Genomic DNA, 20,396 nt, shown 5'->3' on the forward strand with positions numbered 1-20,396 from the left:
GCAGGGCAGACTCCAGGGGTGACGTCAGGGCCGGTGGGCTACCGCCAGGATACGTTCCACAATTCGCTCCAGGGCGTCCGGTCGTCCCAGGCGCAGGCTGGCCTCCGCCATGGCCTTGAGCCTTGAGGGCTGGGCCAACAAGGACTGCAGGGTGGTAAGCAGTCTCCCGCTTTTAAGCTCGTGATCCCGGATTACCACCGCCGCCCCTCTGTGGGCTACCGCACGGGCGTTATACTCCTGGTGATTACCGGCCGCGTAGGGGTAAGGTATGAGAACGGCCGGAAGCCCCCGGACCAGAACTTCGGCCAAAAAGGAGGCACCTGCCCGCCCGACCACTAAATCCGCTGCTGCCAGGGCAACATCCATTTCATATAAATAGGGTGTAATGGTAATGTTGCCATTTTTGTCCATATCTATGCCGAGACTTTGGGCTTCTTCCTTCAGGACTTCATACCCTTGGCGTCCCGCCACATGGAGAATACGCACGGATGGTTGTCCACGATAAAACTGCAGTACAGGTAATATGGCCCGGTTTAAACTCCGGGCGCCCTGGCTACCGCCCACGCTCAGAATGAAGGTATCCCCGCGACCTATCCCCAGCCGTTCCCGGGCCTCTGCCCGTTGGGCCCGCAAGATCTCCGGCCGCACCGGCAACCCGGTAGTCACCAGTTCTGCACCCCGGGGAAAGAATTTCGCCGCCTCCGGAAAGGTAAGGCAGACGGTATGGGCCACCCGGGCCAGCCAGCGATTGGTCATGCCTGGGAAGGCATTCTGCTCGTGCAGGACCACCGGGATCCCGAGGACGGCGGCTACCAGGCATACCGGGCCGCAGACATAACCGCCGGTGCCCACCACCACGTCAGGTCGGAAGCGCCGAACTATAAGGTAGGCTTCAGCCAACCCCCGACCCAGGCGGGCCAGGGCCCAAAAATTTCTCCATATCCTCCGGCGCTCCAGCCCCTGTACGGTAATGGTCGCCAGGGGGAGCCCGGCCCGGGGAACTACATCCGCTTCCAGACCCCGGCGCGTACCGATATAGAGAATCTCGGCCTCCGGCTCAGCCTGCTTCAGCCCCTGGGCAATGGCCAGGGCCGGATAAACATGGCCGCCGGTTCCACCGCCCGTAATAACCACCCGCAAAGGAACAGCACCCCGTTTCCCATGATTATCGCGGTCCCACCGGGGAAAGACGTCAATCTAACCGTCCTCGCCCCTCGGGTCGCCTCCGACCCTTTAGTTGTTCCCGGTCCAAGCCGGGCAACCGGAGGGTTGGCGGCCCCTAATTATGGGCATAGCGAGAAACATTGAGCAGAATCCCTATCCCGGCCAGGGTAAAAATTAAGGAGGAACCCCCGTAGCTCACCAGGGGCAGAGTTATCCCCGTTACCGGCAGGAGCCCCGTCACTACACCCATATTGATGAGGGCCTGCAGGACGACCATAGTAGTTATGCCTGCGGCCAGCAAACTCCCGAAAGCATCGGGCGCATTGAGGGCCGTGCGAAAGCCCCGCCACAAGAAGATGAAAAAGGCCGTAACCACCAGGGCCGCGCCCACAAAGCCCAGCTCTTCACCTAAAATAGCCATGATAAAGTCGGTATGCTTTTCCGGTACATAATAAAGCTTTTGCCGCCCTTGCCCCAGGCCGCTGCCAAAGGCCCCCCCCGAGCCCAGGGCCAGCAAGGACTGGATAGTCTGGTACCCGTGTCCCTGGGGATCGGCCCAGGGGTTTAGAAAAGCGGTGAATCGCGCCATGCGGTAGGGAGCCAGGGCAATGGCGGCGACCACTAAGGCCAGCCCTCCCAAGAACAGGATCATTAAGTGATTACGGTTGGCTCCTCCGGCCGCCAGCATGAGGTAGGTACTTCCGGCCAGCGCCACTGCTGTTCCCAGGTCCGGCTGGGCCAGGATCAAGCCACATACTCCTCCTATCAAAAGGAGATAAGGCCCCAAGCCCCGGACGAAGGAGTCCCCCAGCCCCCGGTTATTATCGGCCAGGCTGGCAGCCAAAAAAATCACCATGGTCAGCTTCATTAGCTCGGAGGGCTGGAAGGACAGAGAACCTACACCCAGCCACCGGCTGGATCCCTTGGCCGTTATCCCTATCATTAGAACCAGAATGAGCAGGAATACGGATATCCCCAGCAGGGGCGCCGCCAGCCGCCGCCAGTGGGAATAGGGAAAGCCCATTAAAGCCACCATGCCGACCAGACCCAAACCGGCCCACGTCAGCTGGCGCTTAAGGTAGTAAAAGGCATCCCCCATACTGTAGGCCGAAGTTACGGCACTGGAACTGAAAACCATGACGATGCCCATCGCAAGCAATACCAGGGTGGATAGAAAAATGCCGAAGTCAACAGGTCCGGCCCGCCTCGGCATAGCTCTCTCCGCCCTCCCCCAGGGAACGGACGAGGCGCTTAAACAGCTCCCCTCGCTCCTCGTAATTCTTAAACATATCCCAGCTGGCACAAGCAGGGGACAAGAGTACCACGTCACCGGGTTCGGCCAGATTGTAGGCCCGGTTCACGGCTTCCACTAAATCTCTTACCACCAAAATAGAAGCCACTCCCTCCCTTTGGGCCGCCTCTTTCAGGGCCGGAGCCGCTTCCCCCAGAAGTATGAGGTGTTTTACCCTCTCCCGCATTTTCCGGGCCAGGCAGGTGAAATCGCTTCCCTTGTTCTTGCCCCCGGCAATTAGAATCAGCGGCTGGGCATAGGCGTCCAGGGCCTTGAGGGTGGCTTCGGGGTTAGTGCCCTTGGAGTCGTTTATGTACTGGACGCCCTTAATCTCGGCCACGAATTCTAAGCGGTGGGGGACTCCCGGAAAAGTCTTTAAGGTGTGGGCAATACGGGAGGCGGACACACCCAGAATGCCGGCCGCCGCGGCGGCTGCCAGGGCATTTTCCAAATTATGGGCTCCCTTCAAAGCCAGCTCCTCCACGCGGCACAAGTACCGGGCACCGTCTCCTAAATCCAGGCAAAGCCGGCCCTCCTGCACAAAGGCCCCCCTTTCCGGCCGTCGCTCGCGGCTGAAAAAGAGCACCTGCCCCTTGGCCTTATTCTTTAGTTCCCGCACTACAGGGTCATCGAAATTGAGAACCGCAAAGTCGTCCTTCTCCTGGGACGCCAGAAGCCGCGCCTTGCAACGGACGTATTCCTCCCAGGTAAGGTGGCGGTCCAGGTGATCAGGCGTGATGTTTAAGATGACCGCCACCCGGGGACGAAAGAGCTCGACGGTTTCCAGCTGAAAACTGCTCACTTCGCACACAAAGTACCATCCTGGCCAAGCCTTGACCGCTTCCGCTACCAGGGGAGTACCTATGTTACCACCTATCTTCACCGCGTAGCCGGCATCCTGGAGCATCTGCCCTACGAGGGCCGTGGTGGTGGTTTTTCCATTGGTGCCGGTTATCCCTATCACCGTGCTCCGGGGCGGCAAAAGCCGGTAGGCCAGCTCCAATTCTCCCCACACAGGGATGCCCAGTTCCCGGGCCATCCTTAGAGGAGGTTCCCAGGAGGGTACCCCGGGGCTGGTCACTACCAGGTGGGGTTTCCAGGTAGCAAGGTCCGGGTAAGATCCCAGTATCAGCCGCACCCCCTTATCCCGGAGTTCTCGTACCTCCTCCTCCCCTTTAACGTCTTTATCGCAAGCGACCACTACGGCGCCCAGGTCGGCCAAGACCCCGGCCGCCGCCGTCCCACTCTTACCCAGTCCTACCACCAGAACTTTGGAACCCTTCCAGTCCATTCTGCGCGCCTCTTTTCCAGTCTGTAAGAATTCCCCCGACCCTGCCGGCATCCCGTCAGGAAGACCCTCGATCGCGGGCACCGGAGCCCTAAAACCCAGTTCCAAGCGGGGCCAAAGCTACCGGTGCCCCTCACAGGGTTAAGCTGAAAAGGCCCAAGCCGGCCATAACGGCGGCGATGGCCCAAAAAAATAAAACTACCCTTGTTTCCGGCCAGCCCAAAAGCTCAAAGTGGTGGTGCAGGGGGCTCATGCGAAAGAGCCGGCGCCCGGTGAGGCGGAAAAAAAATACTTGGAGAATGACGGAAAGGGCTTCCAACACGTAAACCCCGCCTATAATGGGAAGCACCAGTTCCGTCCGCGTCATAATACTGAGCAGCCCCACGGCCGCCCCCAGGGCCAGGGATCCCGTATCTCCCATAAAAACTCGGGCCGGATAGAAATTATACACCAAAAAGCCCAGACATCCTCCTGCCAGGGCCCCGGCAAGGATTGCCAGACCCACCTCGCCAGCCGCCAGGGAAAGGAGCAAATAGGCCAGGGCTACCCAGAAGGTGACTCCCGCCGCCAGCCCGTCCAGCCCGTCCGTCAAGTTCACGGCATTGGTAGTAGATACCAGGAGGAGTGCTGCCAGCAAAGGGTAGTACCATCCCAAATCCCACCGCCAGGAGGTGAAGGGGATGGCCACCTCCGTGCCCCTGCCGAGAAACCCCATAGCCAGCAGCCCCGCAGCCAGGCCCAGTAACACCTGTCCTCCCAGTTTTTGCCTGGCCAGCAATCCCAGGGGCCGCCGCCATACGACCTTAAGGGCATCGTCGGCGAGCCCCAAAAGGGCGTAACCCCAGGTGAGGCCCAAAAGGGTAAGAGTCAACCCATCGGCCGGCGCGAGCACCACGATGGCTACCGTCATGGCCGCCAAGAAAATAATTCCGCCCATGGTTGGAGTACCCGACTTGCCCAGATGAGTCCGGGGCCCATCGCGCCGGACTACCTGACCGGCCCGCAAACTTTGCAACAGCTTGATCACAGGCGGTCCTAAAATCACACTGATGATAAAGGCCAGAAAACCCGCCCATAAACCCTGCTCCATCATTCCACCTCTTCCAGTACCTCTAAAACCTGCTCCATACCCACAGCCCTCGAACCTTTCAGGAGGACGACATCTCCCGGGGCCAGATGGCGGGCCAGGAAGGCACCGGCTTCCCGGGGACCGCTAAAGGAAAATACCCTATCGGGGGCCATACCTGCCTCCCTTGCGCCCCGGGCAATCTCCCTCGCCAGTTCTCCCACCGTCAGCAGGAGACTTACTCCGGCTTCGGCAGCCGCCCTGCCTATCCGCCGGTGGAATTCAGGCGCCCGGTCTCCCAGTTCCAGCATGTCCCCCAAGACGGCCACCTTGCGCCCCGGCAATTGGGCCACGACCTCCAGGGCCGCTGCAGTGGATTCGGGGTTGGCATTATAAGCATCGTTATATATATACGAACTCCGGGGACCGGGCAAAAATTCCTGCCGCATACTTTCTCGAGGCCAGGAGGCCAGACGTAGGGCCATGTCCTCCGGGTCTACACCCAGGCAGTACCCTGTGGCCATGGCGGCCAGGCTGTTCAGCACATTGTGGAGGCCCGGTACCGGAAGGCGAACCATCACTTCTCCCCGGGGAAAGACGGCCCGAAATTCCGTCCCTTCCCTGCCCAGCGCCTTGATATCCCTAGCCTGCACGGCCGCTGTTTCCCCGATCCCGTAGAAAACAACCCTGGCCCGGGTATTCTGGGCCAGCCGGCGACACCACGGGTCATCACCGTTCAGAACGGCCAGGCCCTCTGGCGGTAGGGCTTCCACAAGCTCTCCTTTGGCCCGGGCAATATTGGCAATGGACCCCAGTCTGCCCAGGTGGGCAGTCCCGATATTGGTGATTATCCCCACCGTAGGTCGGGACAGCCGGCATAAGGCTGCGATCTCCCCCAATCCCCGCATAGCCATTTCTACTACCGCCATCTGGTGCTGCGGCGTCAACTGCAACAGAGTAAGGGGAAGGCCGATCTCATTATTAAGGTTGCCCGGCGTCTTGCAAACTCTAAACTTAGCCTCCAGTACTTGAGCCACCAGGTTCTTGGTGGTCGTCTTGCCGCTGGAGCCGGTCACCCCTATAAGCTCACCCCGGAAAATCCTCTGCCGGTGGTAGGCGGCCAGGGCTTGAAGGGCCTCTAAGGTATCGGGAACCTTAAGGAGGGGTCCCTTCACCGCCGAGGGTAACCGGGCCACCACAGCCGCCACGGCGCCCCGGGCCAGGGCTTCTTCCACGTAGTCGTGGCCGTCAAAACGTTCCCCTTTAAGGGCAAAGAACACTTCTCCCCCGCAGACCCGGCGGCTGTCGGTGCTCACGCCCTTAATCTCCCTGCCAGGGTCCCCCTGTATCAATTCGGCCCCTAAAATCCGACAGAGTTCTCCCAGGGTTAATGCAATCACCTGTTTCCTCCCACCGTTTCCCTGACGTATCCCCATTTCGAGCATAGGTCTGCTTGGCTTTCGCTCGCAAAGGCCTCCCTCGCGGGCCAAACTATTACTCAGCTTCAAGCTCCGGCGGATTTCCCGGCCAATTCGACATCCTATCTCCGTTGCTGGCCTCGGCCTTCCATGGCCTCGGGTCCGCCTCCGTTTTTCGTCTTCGTGAAGTTTGGCAGCCGCTCGGGTTAGTCCCTCGCTTTCAAGCCAGAGCAGGCCTCTACCCCCAAAAGTGCGGATAACTCAGACCCTTTCCCTATACCCCAGACGTTCCAATTCTTCGGCGGCTACTTTTCGGTCGTCAAAGGGCAGCACCTGACCCTTCACGAGCTGATAGTTTTCGTGCCCTTTGCCGGCGATGACCACAGTATCCCCCGGCTCGGCCATACCCAGGGCCCGGGCAATGGCCCGCCGACGGTCTACCTCTATCTCATAGTTTTTAGTTCTCACCCTCCGTACCCCCGGCTCTATCTCGGCGATAATATCTTCCGGTTCCTCGCTGCGGGGGTTATCCGAAGTTATTATACAATAATCGCTCCACCGGGCCGCCGCTTCGCCCATAAGGGGACGCTTCTTACGATCCCGGTCCCCGCCGCAACCGAAGACGACGATAAGCCGTCCCTCCGTCAGTTGCCGGGCCGCCCGGAGGGCGTTCTCCAGACCGTCCGGGGTGTGGGCATAATCTACAATAACGGCAAAATCCTGTCCCTTCTCCACCCTTTCAAACCGCCCGGGCGCCCCCGTTACCCGGCCCAAGGCATCGGCTACTTGGTGAAGATCCAGCCCCTCCTGCCAGGCCACGGCCCAGGCGGCCAGGGCGTTGTAGACATTGAATTGGCCGAGGAGCCTTAGTCTCAAGGGAATGCGGAAGCCCGGACCCACAACCACCAGGCTCGAACCGCTCCTATCCATCCGCAGGCCCTCCCCCCGGATTACGGCCTGGGGGCCGAGGCCGTAGGTGACCACCGGAACCTTCACCAGCGGTATTAATCGTTCTGCCCAGGGATCGTCGGCATTTACCACGCCGTACTTGAGCCCGCCCTTGTACCCGCGCCCTAACTCCTCAAATAATTTGGCTTTGCTCGCAAAGTAGCTCTCCATGTCAGGGTGAAAGTCCAGATGATCCTGGGTCAAATTGGTGAAAACGGCCACGTCGAACTCCGTCCCCCGCACCCTCTCGAGGGCCAGGGCATGGGAAGAAACCTCCATAGCCACCGCCCGGGCGCCGGCTTCCAACATCTCCGCGAGCAAGGCCTGCAGGTCGAGGGATTCGGGAGTAGTATGCTCGGCAGGCCACACCCGGCTACCCAACCGGTTAGCGATGGTTCCCACCAGTCCGGCAGGGCAGCCGGCCTGCTGGAGGATCTCCTGGATGAGATAGGTGGTGGTCGTCTTCCCATTGGTGCCCGTTACCCCGAAAAGGCGTAGGCGGCGGGAAGGGTAACCGTAGTAGCAGGCCGCCAGGTCGGCCAGGGCCCGGCGGCTATCCTCAACCTTTAACCAGGCCACTTCCGGGGGCAAAGGCACATCCTTCTGGACGACTACGGCCACGGCTCCGCGCCGGAAGGCTTCTTGGACATAAAGATGGCCGTCGGTCCGCAAACCCGGCACGGCCACAAAAAGAAAGCCCGGTTCAATCCGGCGAGAATTGTAGTGTATTCCTCGGATCTCGATATCCCGGGGACCGCCCTGGGCCAGTACTCCTGCGACAGCCCCCGCCAGTTTAGCCAGGGTAAGCATAACCCCTTCTGCCCCCTTCCGGCTGTACCTTCCACAGACTTTCTATATTTCTATTTTTAACCACCAGAACCCGTTCTTACACCTTCCTTGGATGGGCAGGGCCCGCAGGGCCAGGGAAAGTCGAAGGGAACCTGGCCAAAAACCGGGAATAGCCTAGCTCCCCTTATGGTCCCAAGGCCGGCCGGGAAGGTTCGTAGAACCTCACCTGCACCCGGGTGCCCGGAGCAACCTCCGTACCCGGTACCGGACTCTGCTCGGCTGCCTGGCCGCTACCCTCGGGTACCAGGGTCAGCCCGTAAGCCTCCAGTACTTCGGCCGCCTCGGGGATACGGAGGCCCGTCACATCGGGAACCTGCGGTTTACCGGGTTCTCCCTGAAGGTAGAGGATCACCCTGGTGCCCTGAGATACCACCACCCCGGCCTTGGGTACCTGGGCCACCACCACGCCGCCCTCTCCTTCTACCCGGCTGTCCAGTCCGGCGGCCTGCAGCCGGGACTTGGCCTCTTCCAAGGTCAGCCCCACCAGTTCGGGCACTTCCACGGCCTTCTTTTCTTCCGCCTGCTCCGAAGAGGAATACTGGGGGGCCACCTCGAGATAGCGCAAAGTATCGGCCACTACCCTCTGGAAGATAGGCGCGGCCACCGTCCCCCCATAGTAAGGATAGCCCTGGGGTTCGTCCACTACCACCAGCGCCAGAACCCGGGGATTGTCGGCCGGCGCAAAGCCGACAAAGGAAGCCACATAGCGCCCTTCCATGTAGCCGCCCGGGCCCGCCTTCTGGGCCGTTCCCGTCTTGCCGGCCACCCGGTAGCCGGGTATGTAGGCATTCCGCCCGGTCCCTTCACTTACCACTCCCTCCAGAAGCTTCCTCAGGGTTTCGGCCGTGCCCGGAGAGATCACCTGGCGCTCCACCTTGGGCTCCTGGCGCCATACGGTGTTACCTTCGGAATCCAAAACTTCCTTAACCAGATAAGGCCGGACCAGCTTACCGCCGTTGGCCACCGCCGCCACCGCGGTAGCCAGTTGGATAGGAGTGACGGCTATACCTTGACCCATGCTAATAGTAGCCACGTTAATGGGCTTTAACTCCTCCCGGGGGATTAAAATCCCCGTCGCCTCTCCCGTAAGATCGATACCCGTCGGGCTGCCGAAGCCGAAGGCCTCTATATAATCATAAAAAGTACCCGGCTTCTTCTCCTCCAGGCGCAGCGCGATGCTTACAAAAACAGGATTGCAGGAATTCTTTACCCCCTCCGCAAAAGTTTCACTGCCGTGGCCCATGGGCCAGGCCCAGCACCGGACCGTGTCCGGGCCCACCTTTATATATCCCGGATCATAGAACTTCTCCTCAGTCCGGACGACTCCCTCCTCCAGGGCAGCGGCGGCCGTAATGATTTTGAAGGTGGATCCCGGTTCATAGGCGTCCCGCACCAGCGGGTTGCCCCACGTCTCCTGGGGGTAAGCCGCAAAATTATTGGGATCAAAGGCCGGGCGGCTGGCCATAGCCAGGATTTCCCCGCTCTGGGGATCCATAAGCAAGATGCTTGCCTTGCGGGGGCTGGTAGGACTCGCCATTAGCTGGTCCAGTTCACGTTCGGCCATAAACTGGATGGTCTGGTCGATGGTCAAAACAAGGCTATGACCGTCTTGGGGTGGTACATACCGGTGAGTAGCCTGGGGAATCTCGTGGCCCAGGGCATCGAATTCCCGTACGATCTGACCGCGAATCCCGCTCAATTCCTTATCGTACATGGCCTCCAGCCCTTCGAGGCCCTGGTTATCAACGCCGGCAAAGCCCAGAACGTGGGCCGCCAGCAAACCGTGGGGATAATAACGGCGGTTCTCCGGTACGACTACTATGCCGGGCAGCTTCAGCTCCCTGATCTTTTGCGCCCGGGCAAAGTCCACCTTGCGGGCAATATATTCAAACCCCGTAGGGCGATTAAGCTTCTCCAGGATATCTTCCACCGGAAGGCCCAAGATTGAAGCCAGCTGGTGAGCAACCTCTTCCTGACGGCCCGAATCCCTTACTTCGGGTGGAAAGGCTCCTATGTAGTCGGCCGTTATATTTACGGCCAGCTCCCGTCTATTACGGTCATAAATTATACCCCGCTGGGCCGGTACCGGCACCGGTGCCAGCCTGTTTTCCAAAGCCTTTTGCTGCAGCTCCTCTCCTCGTACCAGCTGTAGCCAGGCCAGCCTGAAAAGGATAACGCCCAGCCCGGCCGACAAGATTAAAAAGATCAATACCAGCCTCTTTTTAATATTAATATTGCCGTACATGCCTTCCGCCCCTCGGTAGGTACCACGGTACCACCCGCTTATCTGCCGGAAGCGGCCCCCTTCAAGCCCCCCTTACCTGAACCACCATCCCCACGTTTTAGCTAGGCGTCATTGAGGTCCCCCTCGGCTCAAGTCGCTCCTTTACGAGCTAAGTCGCCCTCTTAAAAAGGGGGATACATCGGCCCCCTTACCGCTGGGCAGCTTGGGCCGGGTTGATTCCCAGCCAGTGCTGGATGGCCTGGGCGACTCCACGCCACAGAGGATGGTGATTCACGGAAGGTTCTGGAGGAGCCTGGTGCTCCTGGGCTACTTGGAGGGGCTCCTCCTCACTAGACGGCAAGAACCGGATGTCCTGAGAGGTGGGCTTGACCATCCCTAGTCTGGTGGTGGCCACTTGGGCCACGTGCTCCGGAGACTTGAGCCGGGCTACCTCTAATTGTAATCTTTCATTGGCCTGTTGCAAAGTGCTTATCTCTTTTTTCAGCCGGTTCAACTCGTATCCCTTTAAAACCAGGCCGATGGACTGGGACGTCCACAAAAGGCCGAGGACAAAGGCCGCCAGGATCAGCGATACGGTAACCACCTTGCCGCGCCTTAAGGCCTTCTTCCTTTTCGGCCGAGTTTCCGGCGCCGTGGGCTGAGGGGGCAAGTAAAGCTTTTCCCTCGCTTCTACTATCACAGCTTATTCACCCACCCTTTCTTTTAGAACCCGCCGGGCAGCCCGTAACTTGGCGCTCCGAGCCCTCGGATTCCGGGCTATCTCTTCCGGGGCCGCCACCACCGGTTTGGGCGTCAAAATTTCCAGCACCTGAGGACTTAAACTCTTGAAGGCTTCCTTTACCAGCCGGTCTTCCAGTGAATGAAAAGATATAACCGCCACCCGTCCCCCGGGCCGCAGTACCTTCGGCAGCCGGGACAGAAGGCGCTGCAACTCTCCGAGTTCATCATTGATAGCAATCCGGAGCGCTTGGAAGGTCCGCTTGGCGGGATGGGGTCCGGACCTCCTCGCCCTGGCCGGAATTGCATCCTTAATTATCTCAACGAGCTCTCCCGTAGAAGTTATGGGCCCGCGCCTGCGGGCTCTGATTATGAAGCGGGCGATACGAAAAGCCCAACGCTCTTCACCGTACTCCCTTATAATGCGGGCCAGTTCCTCTTCAGGCCAGGTGTTGACGATGTCAGCCGCCGTTAAGCCTTCCTCCCGGCTCATACGCATGTCCAGGGGCCCGTCCACCTGATAGCTGAAGCCGCGTTCGGGGTTTTCCAACTGGTAAGAGGACACTCCCAGATCCAGGAGGAGGCCGTCTATTCCCTCTAATCCCTCTTGAGCCAGAAGGTCGGGAAGCCGGCTGAAGGAGGCCCGGACGAGCTTTACCGCCGCCCCGAAAGGCCGGAGTCTCCAGGCAGCAGCCGCCAGGGCCTCCTCGTCCCGGTCCAAACCCAGCAGCAGGCCGCCCGGCAGCAACCTTTCCAGGAGGGCAAAGGCATGCCCTCCTCCGCCTACCGTGCCGTCGGCAAAAACCTCACCTGGTTTGGGGTCCAGGAACTCCACTACCTGGGGTAAAAGGACCGGTTCGTGTTGAAATTCCAAAGGAGGCACCTCGGTCTAGATGTTGAGATCCACCATTTTCTCGGCCAGCGCCTCGTATTCCGCGGCCGTTGCAGCCAAGTACTGCTCCCAGAGTTCCCGGCTCCAGATCTCTACCCGGGAAGAAACGCCGGCAATGACCACATCCTTTTCCAGCCGGGCATATTCCCTTAAATTGGCCGGCACCAGTATTCTCCCCTGGCGGTCCAGCTCACATTCCGTAGCTCCGGAAAAGAAAAAGCGCACGAAGGCGCGGACATCGGCCCGGGTAAAGGGCAGGCTCTTCAGTTTTTGTTCCATCTCTTCCCAACCACGGAGGGGGTAGACAAAGAGGCAGTTATCCAGGCCCCTGGTAACGATGAACCTTTCTCCCAGTTCCTCCCGGAAGCGGGCCGGCATAATGAGGCGACCCTTATCATCAATGACATGGTGGTATTCTCCGATAAACAACGGGCCCTGGCCCCACTTTCTACCCCTTATGTACCACTATTCACCACTTCCTACCACCATATATTCTCCGTGGGAGATAAAATTCCTGCTATATACAAAAGAAACTCCTCCCTTTTCGGGGAGGAGTTTCCTCCGGGTGCTAATCAGTTGGCGCCTCAGACGATCTGTTGCATATTTGCGGCCACTTCCGCCGTCAGGCGGTATATATGTTTTGCCAGGGGCTCCGCCAGGGTTCCGGTGCCGCAGGAGGGAGTTACCAGGCCCTGGCGATAGAGTCGCTCCCGGTCTACTCCCCTCCGGACCATCTCCTCAAGACAGCCTTGCAACCGGTCCCGTAGGCTACTGCCCGTCTCCTGCCATGCTCCCTCATAGGTCGGGACGATGCCCCAGGCCAGTATCCCTCCCCCGGCCAGGAATTCGTCTACTTCTCGGGGGAATACCTGGAGAGAAGTAAAGTAATTGTAAGCATCGAAACTCACCACCCGGAAACCCGCCTCAAAGAAAATGGGCCATTCCACCCCGCTGCAGGAGTGGGCTCCGGGGATACCGCCTTCCTTCTCTATCTCCTCGGCCACCGCGGCCAGGGCCTCTACCACTGCCTCCCGCCCGAGGGCCACATGGGCCGAACTTCCATAGGCGGACGCGGCAGGGTCGTCCACGAAAATCATCACGGGAAGACCGAAGCTGCCCAAAACCCGGGCCTGCCAGCGGGCCTGCAAGGCCGTAGTCTTTACAATTAGATCCCTCAGTTGGGGTTCGTAAAAGGCGTAATGTCCCGCCGCGTCCGTCAAATAAAGACCGGCCGTCAAGGGGCCTGCTACCTGCCCCTTGAGAAAGCGGGCCCCACCCGCCCCCCCTTCCTCCAGCCAGCCCTTAAAGGCGTAAAACCCCACGCCGGCTTCGGGAGGGATGGCGAAGGCTGCGAGGGCCTCCCCTTCACCTTCCGCCGCCCGTAAAAACAGGGTATAAAAGGCGGTCAGCTTCTCCGCCCAGTCCGGCGAATCGGTGGCAAAATAGGCCGTAGCACCGGGTGGTTCCTGGATGAGCCCCAGCTTTACCAGGGGAACCAGGCTCTGGTAGAGAAAGTGTTCCACGTGTCCCCGCCGGGGCAGCTGGGGCCAGTGGGGTATCTGGGGCAGCGTGGCGACAATGAGTTCCAAGGCCGCCTGCGGGTCCAAGTGGGGTAGGCTGCCGATACCGCAGGCCAAGAAGTTGCCCGGCAACTGTACTTGTGTACGGTCTCCCGTCACTTATCCAACTCCTCTCCGGTAAACATTAAAGGCACCTCGGCCAAGACACCTCAGCCGGAGTCAGGCCCCTGGAGGGTGCAGGGCCGAATAGGCCGCCCCTATAAATCCGGCATCGTTGCCCAGTTGGGCCGCCAGGATGGGTACGGGGTTAACCTGCCAGGCCCCCAGGGCTTCGGCGAAAGCCTCCCGGATAGGTGTCAGTACGACGTCACCGGCTTGGGCCACCCCGCCTCCTATTATGATAACGGCCGGCCCCACCAGGAGGGCAGCGTTGGCCAGGGCCGTCCCCAAATAGTGAGCTGCCGCATTCAAAACCTCCCGGCTCAAAACATCTCCTTTAGCCGCCCCTTCCACAATCTCCCTGGCCTCCAGACGCGTGCGGCCCGACAATAGGGAGGGATATCCCCTCTCCAGTTCGCATCCGGCCAGGCTTACCATAGCCGTAGCCGAGGCCAGGGTTTCGAGGCATCCGCGGCCTCCGCAGCGGCAAAGGGGTCCGTCTTTTAGCACCTTTACATGTCCCATTTCAGCCCCGTAGCCGAAAACGCCGCGGTGTACAGCGCCGTTGAGGATCAGAGCCGATCCAATGCCCGTACCCAGGGTAATCATAAGTATATCCCGGTATCCCCTGCCAGCCCCCTGCCACATTTCTCCCAGGGCGGCCATATGGGCATCGTTATCGACGATCACCGGCACCTTAAGGAGATCTTGCAATTTCTCCCGCAGGGGAACATCCCTCCACCCTAGGTTGGGTGCCAGGCGCACGAGCCCCCGGTCCACCTCCACCGACCCCGGTACGCCTACCCCCGCGGCGGCCAGCGGCAGGCCGTCCGGGCCAGCCTGGGACCTGAGGGCGTCCACCAACTTCGTTACACGGTCCAGTACACCGGCAACTCCCGCTTCCTTGGCCGTGGGGATTTGGGACTTGGCCAGGACCCGGCCTTCCCGGCTCACGATGCCTGCCTTAATGCTGGTACCTCCTATATCGATGCCCAAAAAACCCAACTTTGCTTCTCCTTTCCATGGGGGGAGGAATCTTTGGATTGCATCACGAAGTTATTATTAAGCCTACATGAAAACGTCGGGTAGGGGGAAGAATATCATTCCAAAACGACCCGTATGTTAGGAGGAAGGCTCCCATGAAAATCGCCCTGGTTGCCCCGGCGTGGCACGACCCCCTGTGGGAAAGCGAGCAGGAGAAAGCCATTTTCCCACCCTTAAATCTCATTACCCTCGCCGCTCTAACCCCCGCGGAGCACGAAGTAGTGGTCCTGGATGAGAGCTTGACCAGCATTGACTTCGACGAAAAATACGATCTGGTGGGGATTTCGGCCATGACGGCCCTGGCCCCCCGGGCTTATGAGATAGCCGACGCCTTCCGCCGTCGCGGCGTACCAGTCGTCCTGGGCGGTATGCATCCTTCAGCCCTGCCCGAAGAAGCTAAAGCCCACGCCGACGCCGTCGTCATCGGTGAGGCCGAGGGCCAGTGGCCCCGCGTCCTGGAAGACCTGAAAAGCGGAAACCTGAAACCGTTCTATCGCCACACAGAGGTCCCCCCCTTGGAGAATATGGCCGTTCCCCGCCGCGACCTACTCTGCCGCAGCCGCTATCTCGTACCGGACACCGTCCAGACCACCCGGGGCTGTCCCTTTGCCTGTTCCTTCTGCACGGTCAGCCAGTTCTTCGGCCATAAGTTCCGCTTCCGGCCGGTGGAAGAGGTATTGCGGGAAGTCCAGGCCCTGGAGGGAGAAGTCATCGCCTTTGTAGATGATAACATTATCGGCAATCCCGTCTACGCCAAGCGCCTCTTCCAAGCCCTGGCCCCCCTGAAGATAAAATGGTTCAGCCAGGGTTCCCTCAACATCGCCCGGGACGAAGAGCTCCTCCGCCTGGCCGCCGCCAGCGGCTGCATCGGCCTCTTCATCGGCTTTGAGTCCCTTTCTCCCTCTAATTTAAAGGCCGTAGGTAAGGCCGTAAACCGGGTAGAAGAATACAGGGCGGCCATCAAGAAAATACACGATTTCGGCATTGCCATCGAAGGCGCCTTCATTTTTGGCTTTGATGATGACGATGAGGGTATCTTCGAGCGCACCGTAAAATTCGCCCAGGAAAACCGTCTGGAGGCGGCCCAGTTCGGCATCCTTACTCCCTTTCCCGGGACCCCCCTGCGCGCCCAGTTGGAGAAGGAGGGCCGCATCATCAACAGCGACTGGCGGGAGTACACCATCAACAAGGTGGTTTTCGAACCCAAAAGAATGAGTCCCCGCACCCTGCAGGAAGGTTTCAACTGGGCGTGGCAGGAGTTCTACTCCTTGGGCTCCATATCCCGTCGCCTGGGCCTGGTGAAAAAGCATGCTTCCATCCTCTGGGCCCTGAACTTAAATATCCGCAAGCGCTTCAATCATTTCGCCGAACGCCTCCGCACCGCAGGCTTATCTTTTCCGTCCCCTTCCCCCCTTAAACAATGAGTTCTCGGGGTAGGCAGGGTTTTTATCCCTTCTTTTCCAGGGCTCCCGGGGAAGCTCCCTCCCGGACGTCTGTTTTATCATCTTTCTCCGGCCTTTATCCATTGCCCCCGGAAGGAGGATTTTCTGCTTTCTTCATTTCCTCGGCCTGCTCGATGAACTCCCGTACCTGGTCGGCCAGCTCAGGTTCGGGGTTGTTCTTTAGAATCTCCTGCCACTGGGCAATGGCGCCGTCATAGTCCGATTTGGCCATGGCCAAGAACATGGCGTAGGACATGCGGGCATTGTTGTCGGCCGGATCGGCGGCTACAGCCTGGCGGTAGTTGGCCTCTGCCCGATCGTTATCTCCCAAGAAAACCGCAGTATTGGCTATACGCAGATATACACCCTTCTCTGCCGGGTCAAGTTTCTGAACCTTCTCGTAACTCTCCAGAGCGGCCTCAAAAGCCCCTTCGGCCTTGGCCCCGTCGCTTTCCGTCAATAGATAGAGGGAACCCAACGCATAGCGGGTATCTCCCAGCTTAAGCCATAGGTCGGCATCCTGGGGCTTATCTTCCAGTTGCTTTTCTAACTCCGCAATTTCGGCTTCCCGCTGGCTTATCTGGTCCCGGACTGCCTTCTGCCACTCCTCCACCTGTTTGGCCGGATCGACCTGTCCTTGCGACTGGGGGGATATACCGGCAGGGGGCGTCCAGACGGCATAGCCGGCCAGTAACCCCACCACCAGGACAATGGTTAGGCCTATCCCCAATGCCGGCCGTCGGCGTCCGAGGCGCCGCAGGGAGCTCATGAAACCCATAAAAACAACTCCTTCCCCTTCGCAACTACCAAGCATTGTACAACTTATCAGGGCAAATAGCAAGGCATAATAAAAAAGCCCCCTTCTTTCCCCAGGGGCACCCTTAATTATAGTGTCGCGAGGGCCACCGGCTCCCGATTCCTAGCCTCAGCTAAACCGGCTGCCGGCAGGGGAAGCACACCCTCCACCGCTGCTCCCTCCGGCCAGGATCGTTATTCCCGTGAAAAGCTGCTGTAACCGCCGCCCTCCGCAGGAAGGGCAGGTGGCCTTGTCCTTCTCCTGCCAAGAAAGCCGCACGGTAAAACGATTCCCGCAGTCCTGACAACGGAACTCGTAGGTCGGCACCCTATCACCTCCTGAGGTTTTTACCGCATCTTCCGCCGTCTCCTATTTTACTATCTACATCTTTCGCTGTCAATAAAAATGACCGGTCTGGACCGACCTCCCTTTAGCCAGGCGCGATTAAGCTCACGTCCTCACCCCTGACCTCATGGATCAAGAGTGAACAGCTCATCCGCCTTCCGAGCCTCAGGAGGGAAAACAAAATAAAAAAACCCCAAAGGCCGGGGCCAGGGCTACACCTACAAGCCTAACCCTGTTCTTCTACCTTTTCTACCGTGATGCCCAGCCACTGCAACCGTTCCAGCCAGGCCTCTTGGGATAGATCGCTATAGCTACCCATTTCCCTGTCGTGATTCATCCTTCACCCTCCTGAACCGGACGTCGTGTGTGATTTACTGCTTATTATTCTATAATCCCTTACAAGGTTTTCGCAAGAGCTTTAGTTTAAAAGGTAGTTTAACAGGCCCGGGCAGTCGGTTGGCGGGGCTAAAAGGCCTAAATCCAGGCTTTGAGCTGTTCGGGATCCACGATGGTAATCCGCTGTCTCTCCATCCTAATGGCCCCCAGGCGGCGGAACTCGCCTAAAATACGGGCCACCGTCTCCCTTGAGGTTCCTATGAGGTTGGCCATCTCCTGCTGGCTGAGGGTCAGGTCGATTACTATTTTACCCCCCTTCTCCCTGCCGTATTCTTCGGCAAGCTGCAGCAGGGCGCTGGCCATGCGACCGTAGGCCCCCCTCAGGGCCAGATCTCGAATATGACTCTGGGCCTGTCTCAGGCGGCGGCCCATAACCTTCAGGATTTTCACCGCTATTTCGCCGTTGCGGCGCAGCAGCTCCTCCATGTCCCGGTTGCGAATGCAGCCTACTTCCGTGTCCTCCAGGGTTTCGGCGGTGGCGGGGTACGGCCCGCCGTCAAAGAGGACGACCTCGGCAAAAATTTCCCCCTCCCGGACAAAGTGCAGAATCTTTTCCCGCCCGTCCTCCAGAACCTGAAACAGCTTGATGGCCCCTGACTTTACAAAATAGAAGGCCGTCCCTGGCTCGCCCTCCAGGAAGATGTACATGTTCTTGCGGTAGCGCTTGGTTATGGCCAAATCGGCGATCTTTTTCAGTTCTTCTTCGGTCAGGTCCGCAAAGAGGGGAATCTGGCGGAGATAAGTCCAGGCTTCTTGCACGCGCCGGGTAACCTCCTTAGCCCATGGCTCCTCGTCTAAAAAGTACCTAAAGTTATTTCACCTTCGCTGCTAAGGTAAGCCATAACCCGATGCTCTTCCCCGTCGATCTGGCGTATCCGCCTGCCTATCTGCAGCACACAGTTAGGCCACAGCTTGCCCACCTTGATGGTTCTCCCCTCCGCCACCCTGACAACCGTCCTAGCGCCCCCGCTGGAACCCATTTCCTGGATGAACACATTCCCCTCGGCATAAAGATTTCCGGCCCGGAAAACGCCGTTAATTTCCACATTGCCGCCCGCCACTATTTCCGTGTTAAAGCAGCCGCGCCCCACAATCTTGACGTCGCCCTGGGCTTGGATTTTGGTGTTCAAGGCGTAATTAACCGTGACGTGGCCGTTATCTTCGGGCACCTCGCGACAGTACAGGGCCATCTCCTCCACGGCAGCTGCCATTTCCTTTAAAGAAAGGAGGGTCAGACTCTGGCGAGAGGCAGGCGAGCGGAAGGATTGTCTCAGGGTCTGGATGAGCTTTAGCAGCCTTTCCGCCTCTCCATCTCTTCGGGTATTAATATTTTTGGATGCAGCGTCCAGTTTGATTATCAATTCCGGTACCCTTTTAAACTTGTTTTCAATCAGCACGTTTATTACATACCCATCCCGGGATTCCACGAGATTCTCTAGCTGGGTTAAGGCTTGCACAAGGCGGGCCAGCTGTTCGCTCAGGTCGGACAGCAGGGGGGCCATTTTGACCAGGAGGGACCCCGTATCACCGGCCACTAGAGTGCTCCCAATGGCGTTACGGCGCACAAGGATGGATCCCCCCGCCTGGACTGTAGCCTGGGTAACATCTCCGTTGACCTCCACGTCTCGCGTGGCCACCACCGTCATAGTCTCGGTGATGCTGCCGCTGATAACGATATTGCCTTTAAATTTAAGGTTCCCGGAGGCCAAATTCACATCTCCCTGGTGTACCAGGACGGGGGTTACTTCTACGATTACCTTCGAACCTCGCCTGATGGCCACCGGGCGCCCCTCGGCAGTGGCCACGCAGCGCCCGCCGTCATCGCTCAAGGCAGTTCCTCGCCCGGCCACCAGGACCTGTTCCTTGGGGGGACGCGGCAGGATAGGTTGGCCGGTCACCGTAACGCCCGCCTCTCCCGGCTGACCGGGGTGCCAGATAGCCAAGACATCCCCCGCCTGCACCGAAGAACGCACCACCAGCTCGCGGTAATCGACCCTTTCCTCTTCCCCTACTTCCCTCCGGCTGGTTTCCCTTAAATCGAAGAAGTACTCTATCCAGGCGTCCTGCGGGGGAAGGGCTGGCTTCCCCCGGGCTATAACCACTTCCCCGGGGTCTACCCGCCGGCAAACTTCCTGCAGGGCCTCATAATCCAGGCCGTACACTATATTCTGCCGCTGGAGTTCTTGCTGCAATTGCTCCCACGTCACGGGGGGCAAGAGCTCCTCGGAAGCCTTACCCTTTAATTCCAGTCTCCGGGAGGGAGGTTGGTCCACAAGCTTCCAGACGCGCTTGCGGGTGGGAAAAAGGGAGACAACGGCCACCAGCCCTTCCTCCCGAACGGCTATCTGCCACTTGCCTTGCTCCCATTCCTCTTTCCCTTTAATCTCGACGGCATCCCCGGCGGTCACCTGGGCCTCCCCTTCCACCAGCTGTCCATTAACATAAAGCTCGAAATGGGGATTGGAGACCAAGACCACCGGAGCTCCGCCTTCCAGCAGTAGCCGCCCATCCTCTATCCGGCCGTATCCCTGGGCTTCCTCCTCGCGTTCCGGCAAACCCTGCTGATCCTCTCCTCCTTCGCCCTTTTCCTGCTCCTCTTCCTTCACCTTGAGCCAGGCGCGTATCACTGCGGGCCGGCGTCCCAGGCCCCAGAACCCCCTGGCGCCCTCGTCAAGAACTTCCACTTCCAAATCCTCCCGGGAAGCACCCAGCAAGTCCGTGGCCCGCCTCAAGGCCTCTTCTACCGTAGGAGCCTCTACCCTAACCGGTGTTCGCGCCACAGCCCGCCCCCCCTATTTGCTCCTCCTATCGTCTAT

Annotated in this window: 17 protein-coding genes; 1 reads left to right on the forward strand and 16 read right to left on the reverse strand. The window is 59.3% G+C overall.

The genetic code is table 11. From position 1 onward, the window contains the following. Positions 1 to 24 precede the first annotated feature (24 nt). The 12 genes from murG to TAMC210_RS12095 form a co-directional block, all read right to left on the reverse strand. Positions 25 to 1,140, reverse strand: coding sequence for an undecaprenyldiphospho-muramoylpentapeptide beta-N-acetylglucosaminyltransferase (gene murG, locus TAMC210_RS12040; protein WP_173299036.1), 1,116 nt, complete (start codon positions 1,138 to 1,140; stop codon positions 25 to 27). Between the two features lie 139 nt (positions 1,141 to 1,279). Further along, positions 1,280 to 2,377 (reverse strand): putative lipid II flippase FtsW, encoded by a 1,098-nt coding sequence (gene ftsW / locus TAMC210_RS12045; RefSeq protein ID WP_173299037.1) that lies wholly within the window; start codon positions 2,375 to 2,377, stop codon positions 1,280 to 1,282. Further along, complete coding sequence (murD, locus tag TAMC210_RS12050) at positions 2,352 to 3,746, reverse strand: UDP-N-acetylmuramoyl-L-alanine--D-glutamate ligase (RefSeq protein WP_173299038.1); 1,395 nt, start codon at positions 3,744 to 3,746, stop codon at positions 2,352 to 2,354. The genes ftsW and murD overlap by 26 nt, the downstream gene beginning before the upstream one ends. 130 nt (positions 3,747 to 3,876) lie before the next feature. Continuing rightward, positions 3,877 to 4,836, reverse strand: coding sequence for a phospho-N-acetylmuramoyl-pentapeptide-transferase (gene mraY / locus TAMC210_RS12055; RefSeq protein ID WP_173299039.1), 960 nt, complete (start codon positions 4,834 to 4,836; stop codon positions 3,877 to 3,879). Beyond that, a complete protein-coding gene (locus tag TAMC210_RS12060; protein WP_173299040.1) occupies positions 4,833 to 6,209 on the reverse strand; it encodes a UDP-N-acetylmuramoyl-tripeptide--D-alanyl-D-alanine ligase in 1,377 nt (458 codons plus the stop codon). The genes mraY and TAMC210_RS12060 overlap by 4 nt, the downstream gene beginning before the upstream one ends. A 279-nt stretch (positions 6,210 to 6,488) precedes the next feature. Then, positions 6,489 to 7,985, reverse strand: a complete 1,497-nt coding sequence (locus TAMC210_RS12065; protein ID WP_173299041.1) for a UDP-N-acetylmuramoyl-L-alanyl-D-glutamate--2,6-diaminopimelate ligase — start codon at positions 7,983 to 7,985, stop codon at positions 6,489 to 6,491. A 163-nt stretch (positions 7,986 to 8,148) separates the two neighbouring features. After that, positions 8,149 to 10,269 (reverse strand): stage V sporulation protein D, encoded by a 2,121-nt coding sequence (locus TAMC210_RS12070; RefSeq protein WP_173299042.1) that lies wholly within the window; start codon positions 10,267 to 10,269, stop codon positions 8,149 to 8,151. Positions 10,270 to 10,456: 187 nt separating this feature from the next. After that, complete coding sequence (locus tag TAMC210_RS12075; protein ID WP_173299043.1) at positions 10,457 to 10,948, reverse strand: septum formation initiator family protein; 492 nt, start codon at positions 10,946 to 10,948, stop codon at positions 10,457 to 10,459. 3 nt (positions 10,949 to 10,951) lie between these two features. Next, positions 10,952 to 11,860, reverse strand: coding sequence for a 16S rRNA (cytosine(1402)-N(4))-methyltransferase RsmH (rsmH, locus tag TAMC210_RS12080; protein WP_173299044.1), 909 nt, complete (start codon positions 11,858 to 11,860; stop codon positions 10,952 to 10,954). A 15-nt stretch (positions 11,861 to 11,875) separates the two neighbouring features. Beyond that, entirely contained in the window at positions 11,876 to 12,307 is a 432-nt protein-coding gene (mraZ, locus tag TAMC210_RS12085) for a division/cell wall cluster transcriptional repressor MraZ (protein WP_173299045.1), read from the reverse strand. A 155-nt stretch (positions 12,308 to 12,462) separates the two neighbouring features. Further along, the gene (locus TAMC210_RS12090; RefSeq protein WP_173299046.1) at positions 12,463 to 13,557 is read right to left on the reverse strand and encodes a hypothetical protein; all 1,095 of its coding nucleotides are present in this window, start codon (positions 13,555 to 13,557) and stop codon (positions 12,463 to 12,465) included. A 60-nt stretch (positions 13,558 to 13,617) separates the two neighbouring features. Further along, positions 13,618 to 14,562 carry an ROK family protein gene (locus TAMC210_RS12095; RefSeq protein ID WP_173299047.1) on the reverse strand — a complete coding sequence of 315 codons (945 nt, stop codon included), beginning with the start codon at positions 14,560 to 14,562 and terminating at the stop codon, positions 13,618 to 13,620. 134 nt (positions 14,563 to 14,696) lie between these two features. Between TAMC210_RS12095 and TAMC210_RS12100 the strand changes: the two genes are divergently transcribed. After that, complete coding sequence (locus tag TAMC210_RS12100; RefSeq protein ID WP_173299048.1) at positions 14,697 to 16,025, forward strand: B12-binding domain-containing radical SAM protein; 1,329 nt, start codon at positions 14,697 to 14,699, stop codon at positions 16,023 to 16,025. Positions 16,026 to 16,119: 94 nt separating this feature from the next. Here the strand turns inward: TAMC210_RS12100 and TAMC210_RS12105 are convergent, their stop codons facing one another. The 4 genes from TAMC210_RS12105 to TAMC210_RS12120 all read right to left on the reverse strand — a co-directional run bounded on the left by TAMC210_RS12105 (position 16,120) and on the right by TAMC210_RS12120 (position 20,360). Further along, a complete protein-coding gene (locus TAMC210_RS12105; protein ID WP_173299049.1) occupies positions 16,120 to 16,821 on the reverse strand; it encodes a tetratricopeptide repeat protein in 702 nt (233 codons plus the stop codon). Between the two features lie 147 nt (positions 16,822 to 16,968). Beyond that, entirely contained in the window at positions 16,969 to 17,166 is a 198-nt protein-coding gene (locus TAMC210_RS12110) for an FmdB family zinc ribbon protein (RefSeq protein ID WP_173299050.1), read from the reverse strand. Positions 17,167 to 17,658: 492 nt separating this feature from the next. Further along, on the reverse strand, positions 17,659 to 18,339 hold the full coding sequence (locus TAMC210_RS12115) for a Crp/Fnr family transcriptional regulator (RefSeq protein WP_173299051.1): 681 nt from the start codon (positions 18,337 to 18,339) through the stop codon (positions 17,659 to 17,661). 35 nt (positions 18,340 to 18,374) lie between these two features. Next, entirely contained in the window at positions 18,375 to 20,360 is a 1,986-nt protein-coding gene (locus TAMC210_RS12120) for a flagellar assembly protein A (RefSeq protein WP_173299052.1), read from the reverse strand. Positions 20,361 to 20,396: the final 36 nt, after the last annotated feature.

Origin of the sequence: Thermanaeromonas sp. C210, assembly GCF_013167955.1 — a bacterium.
GTDB lineage: Bacteria > Bacillota > DSM-521 > Neomoorellales > Neomoorellaceae > UBA12545.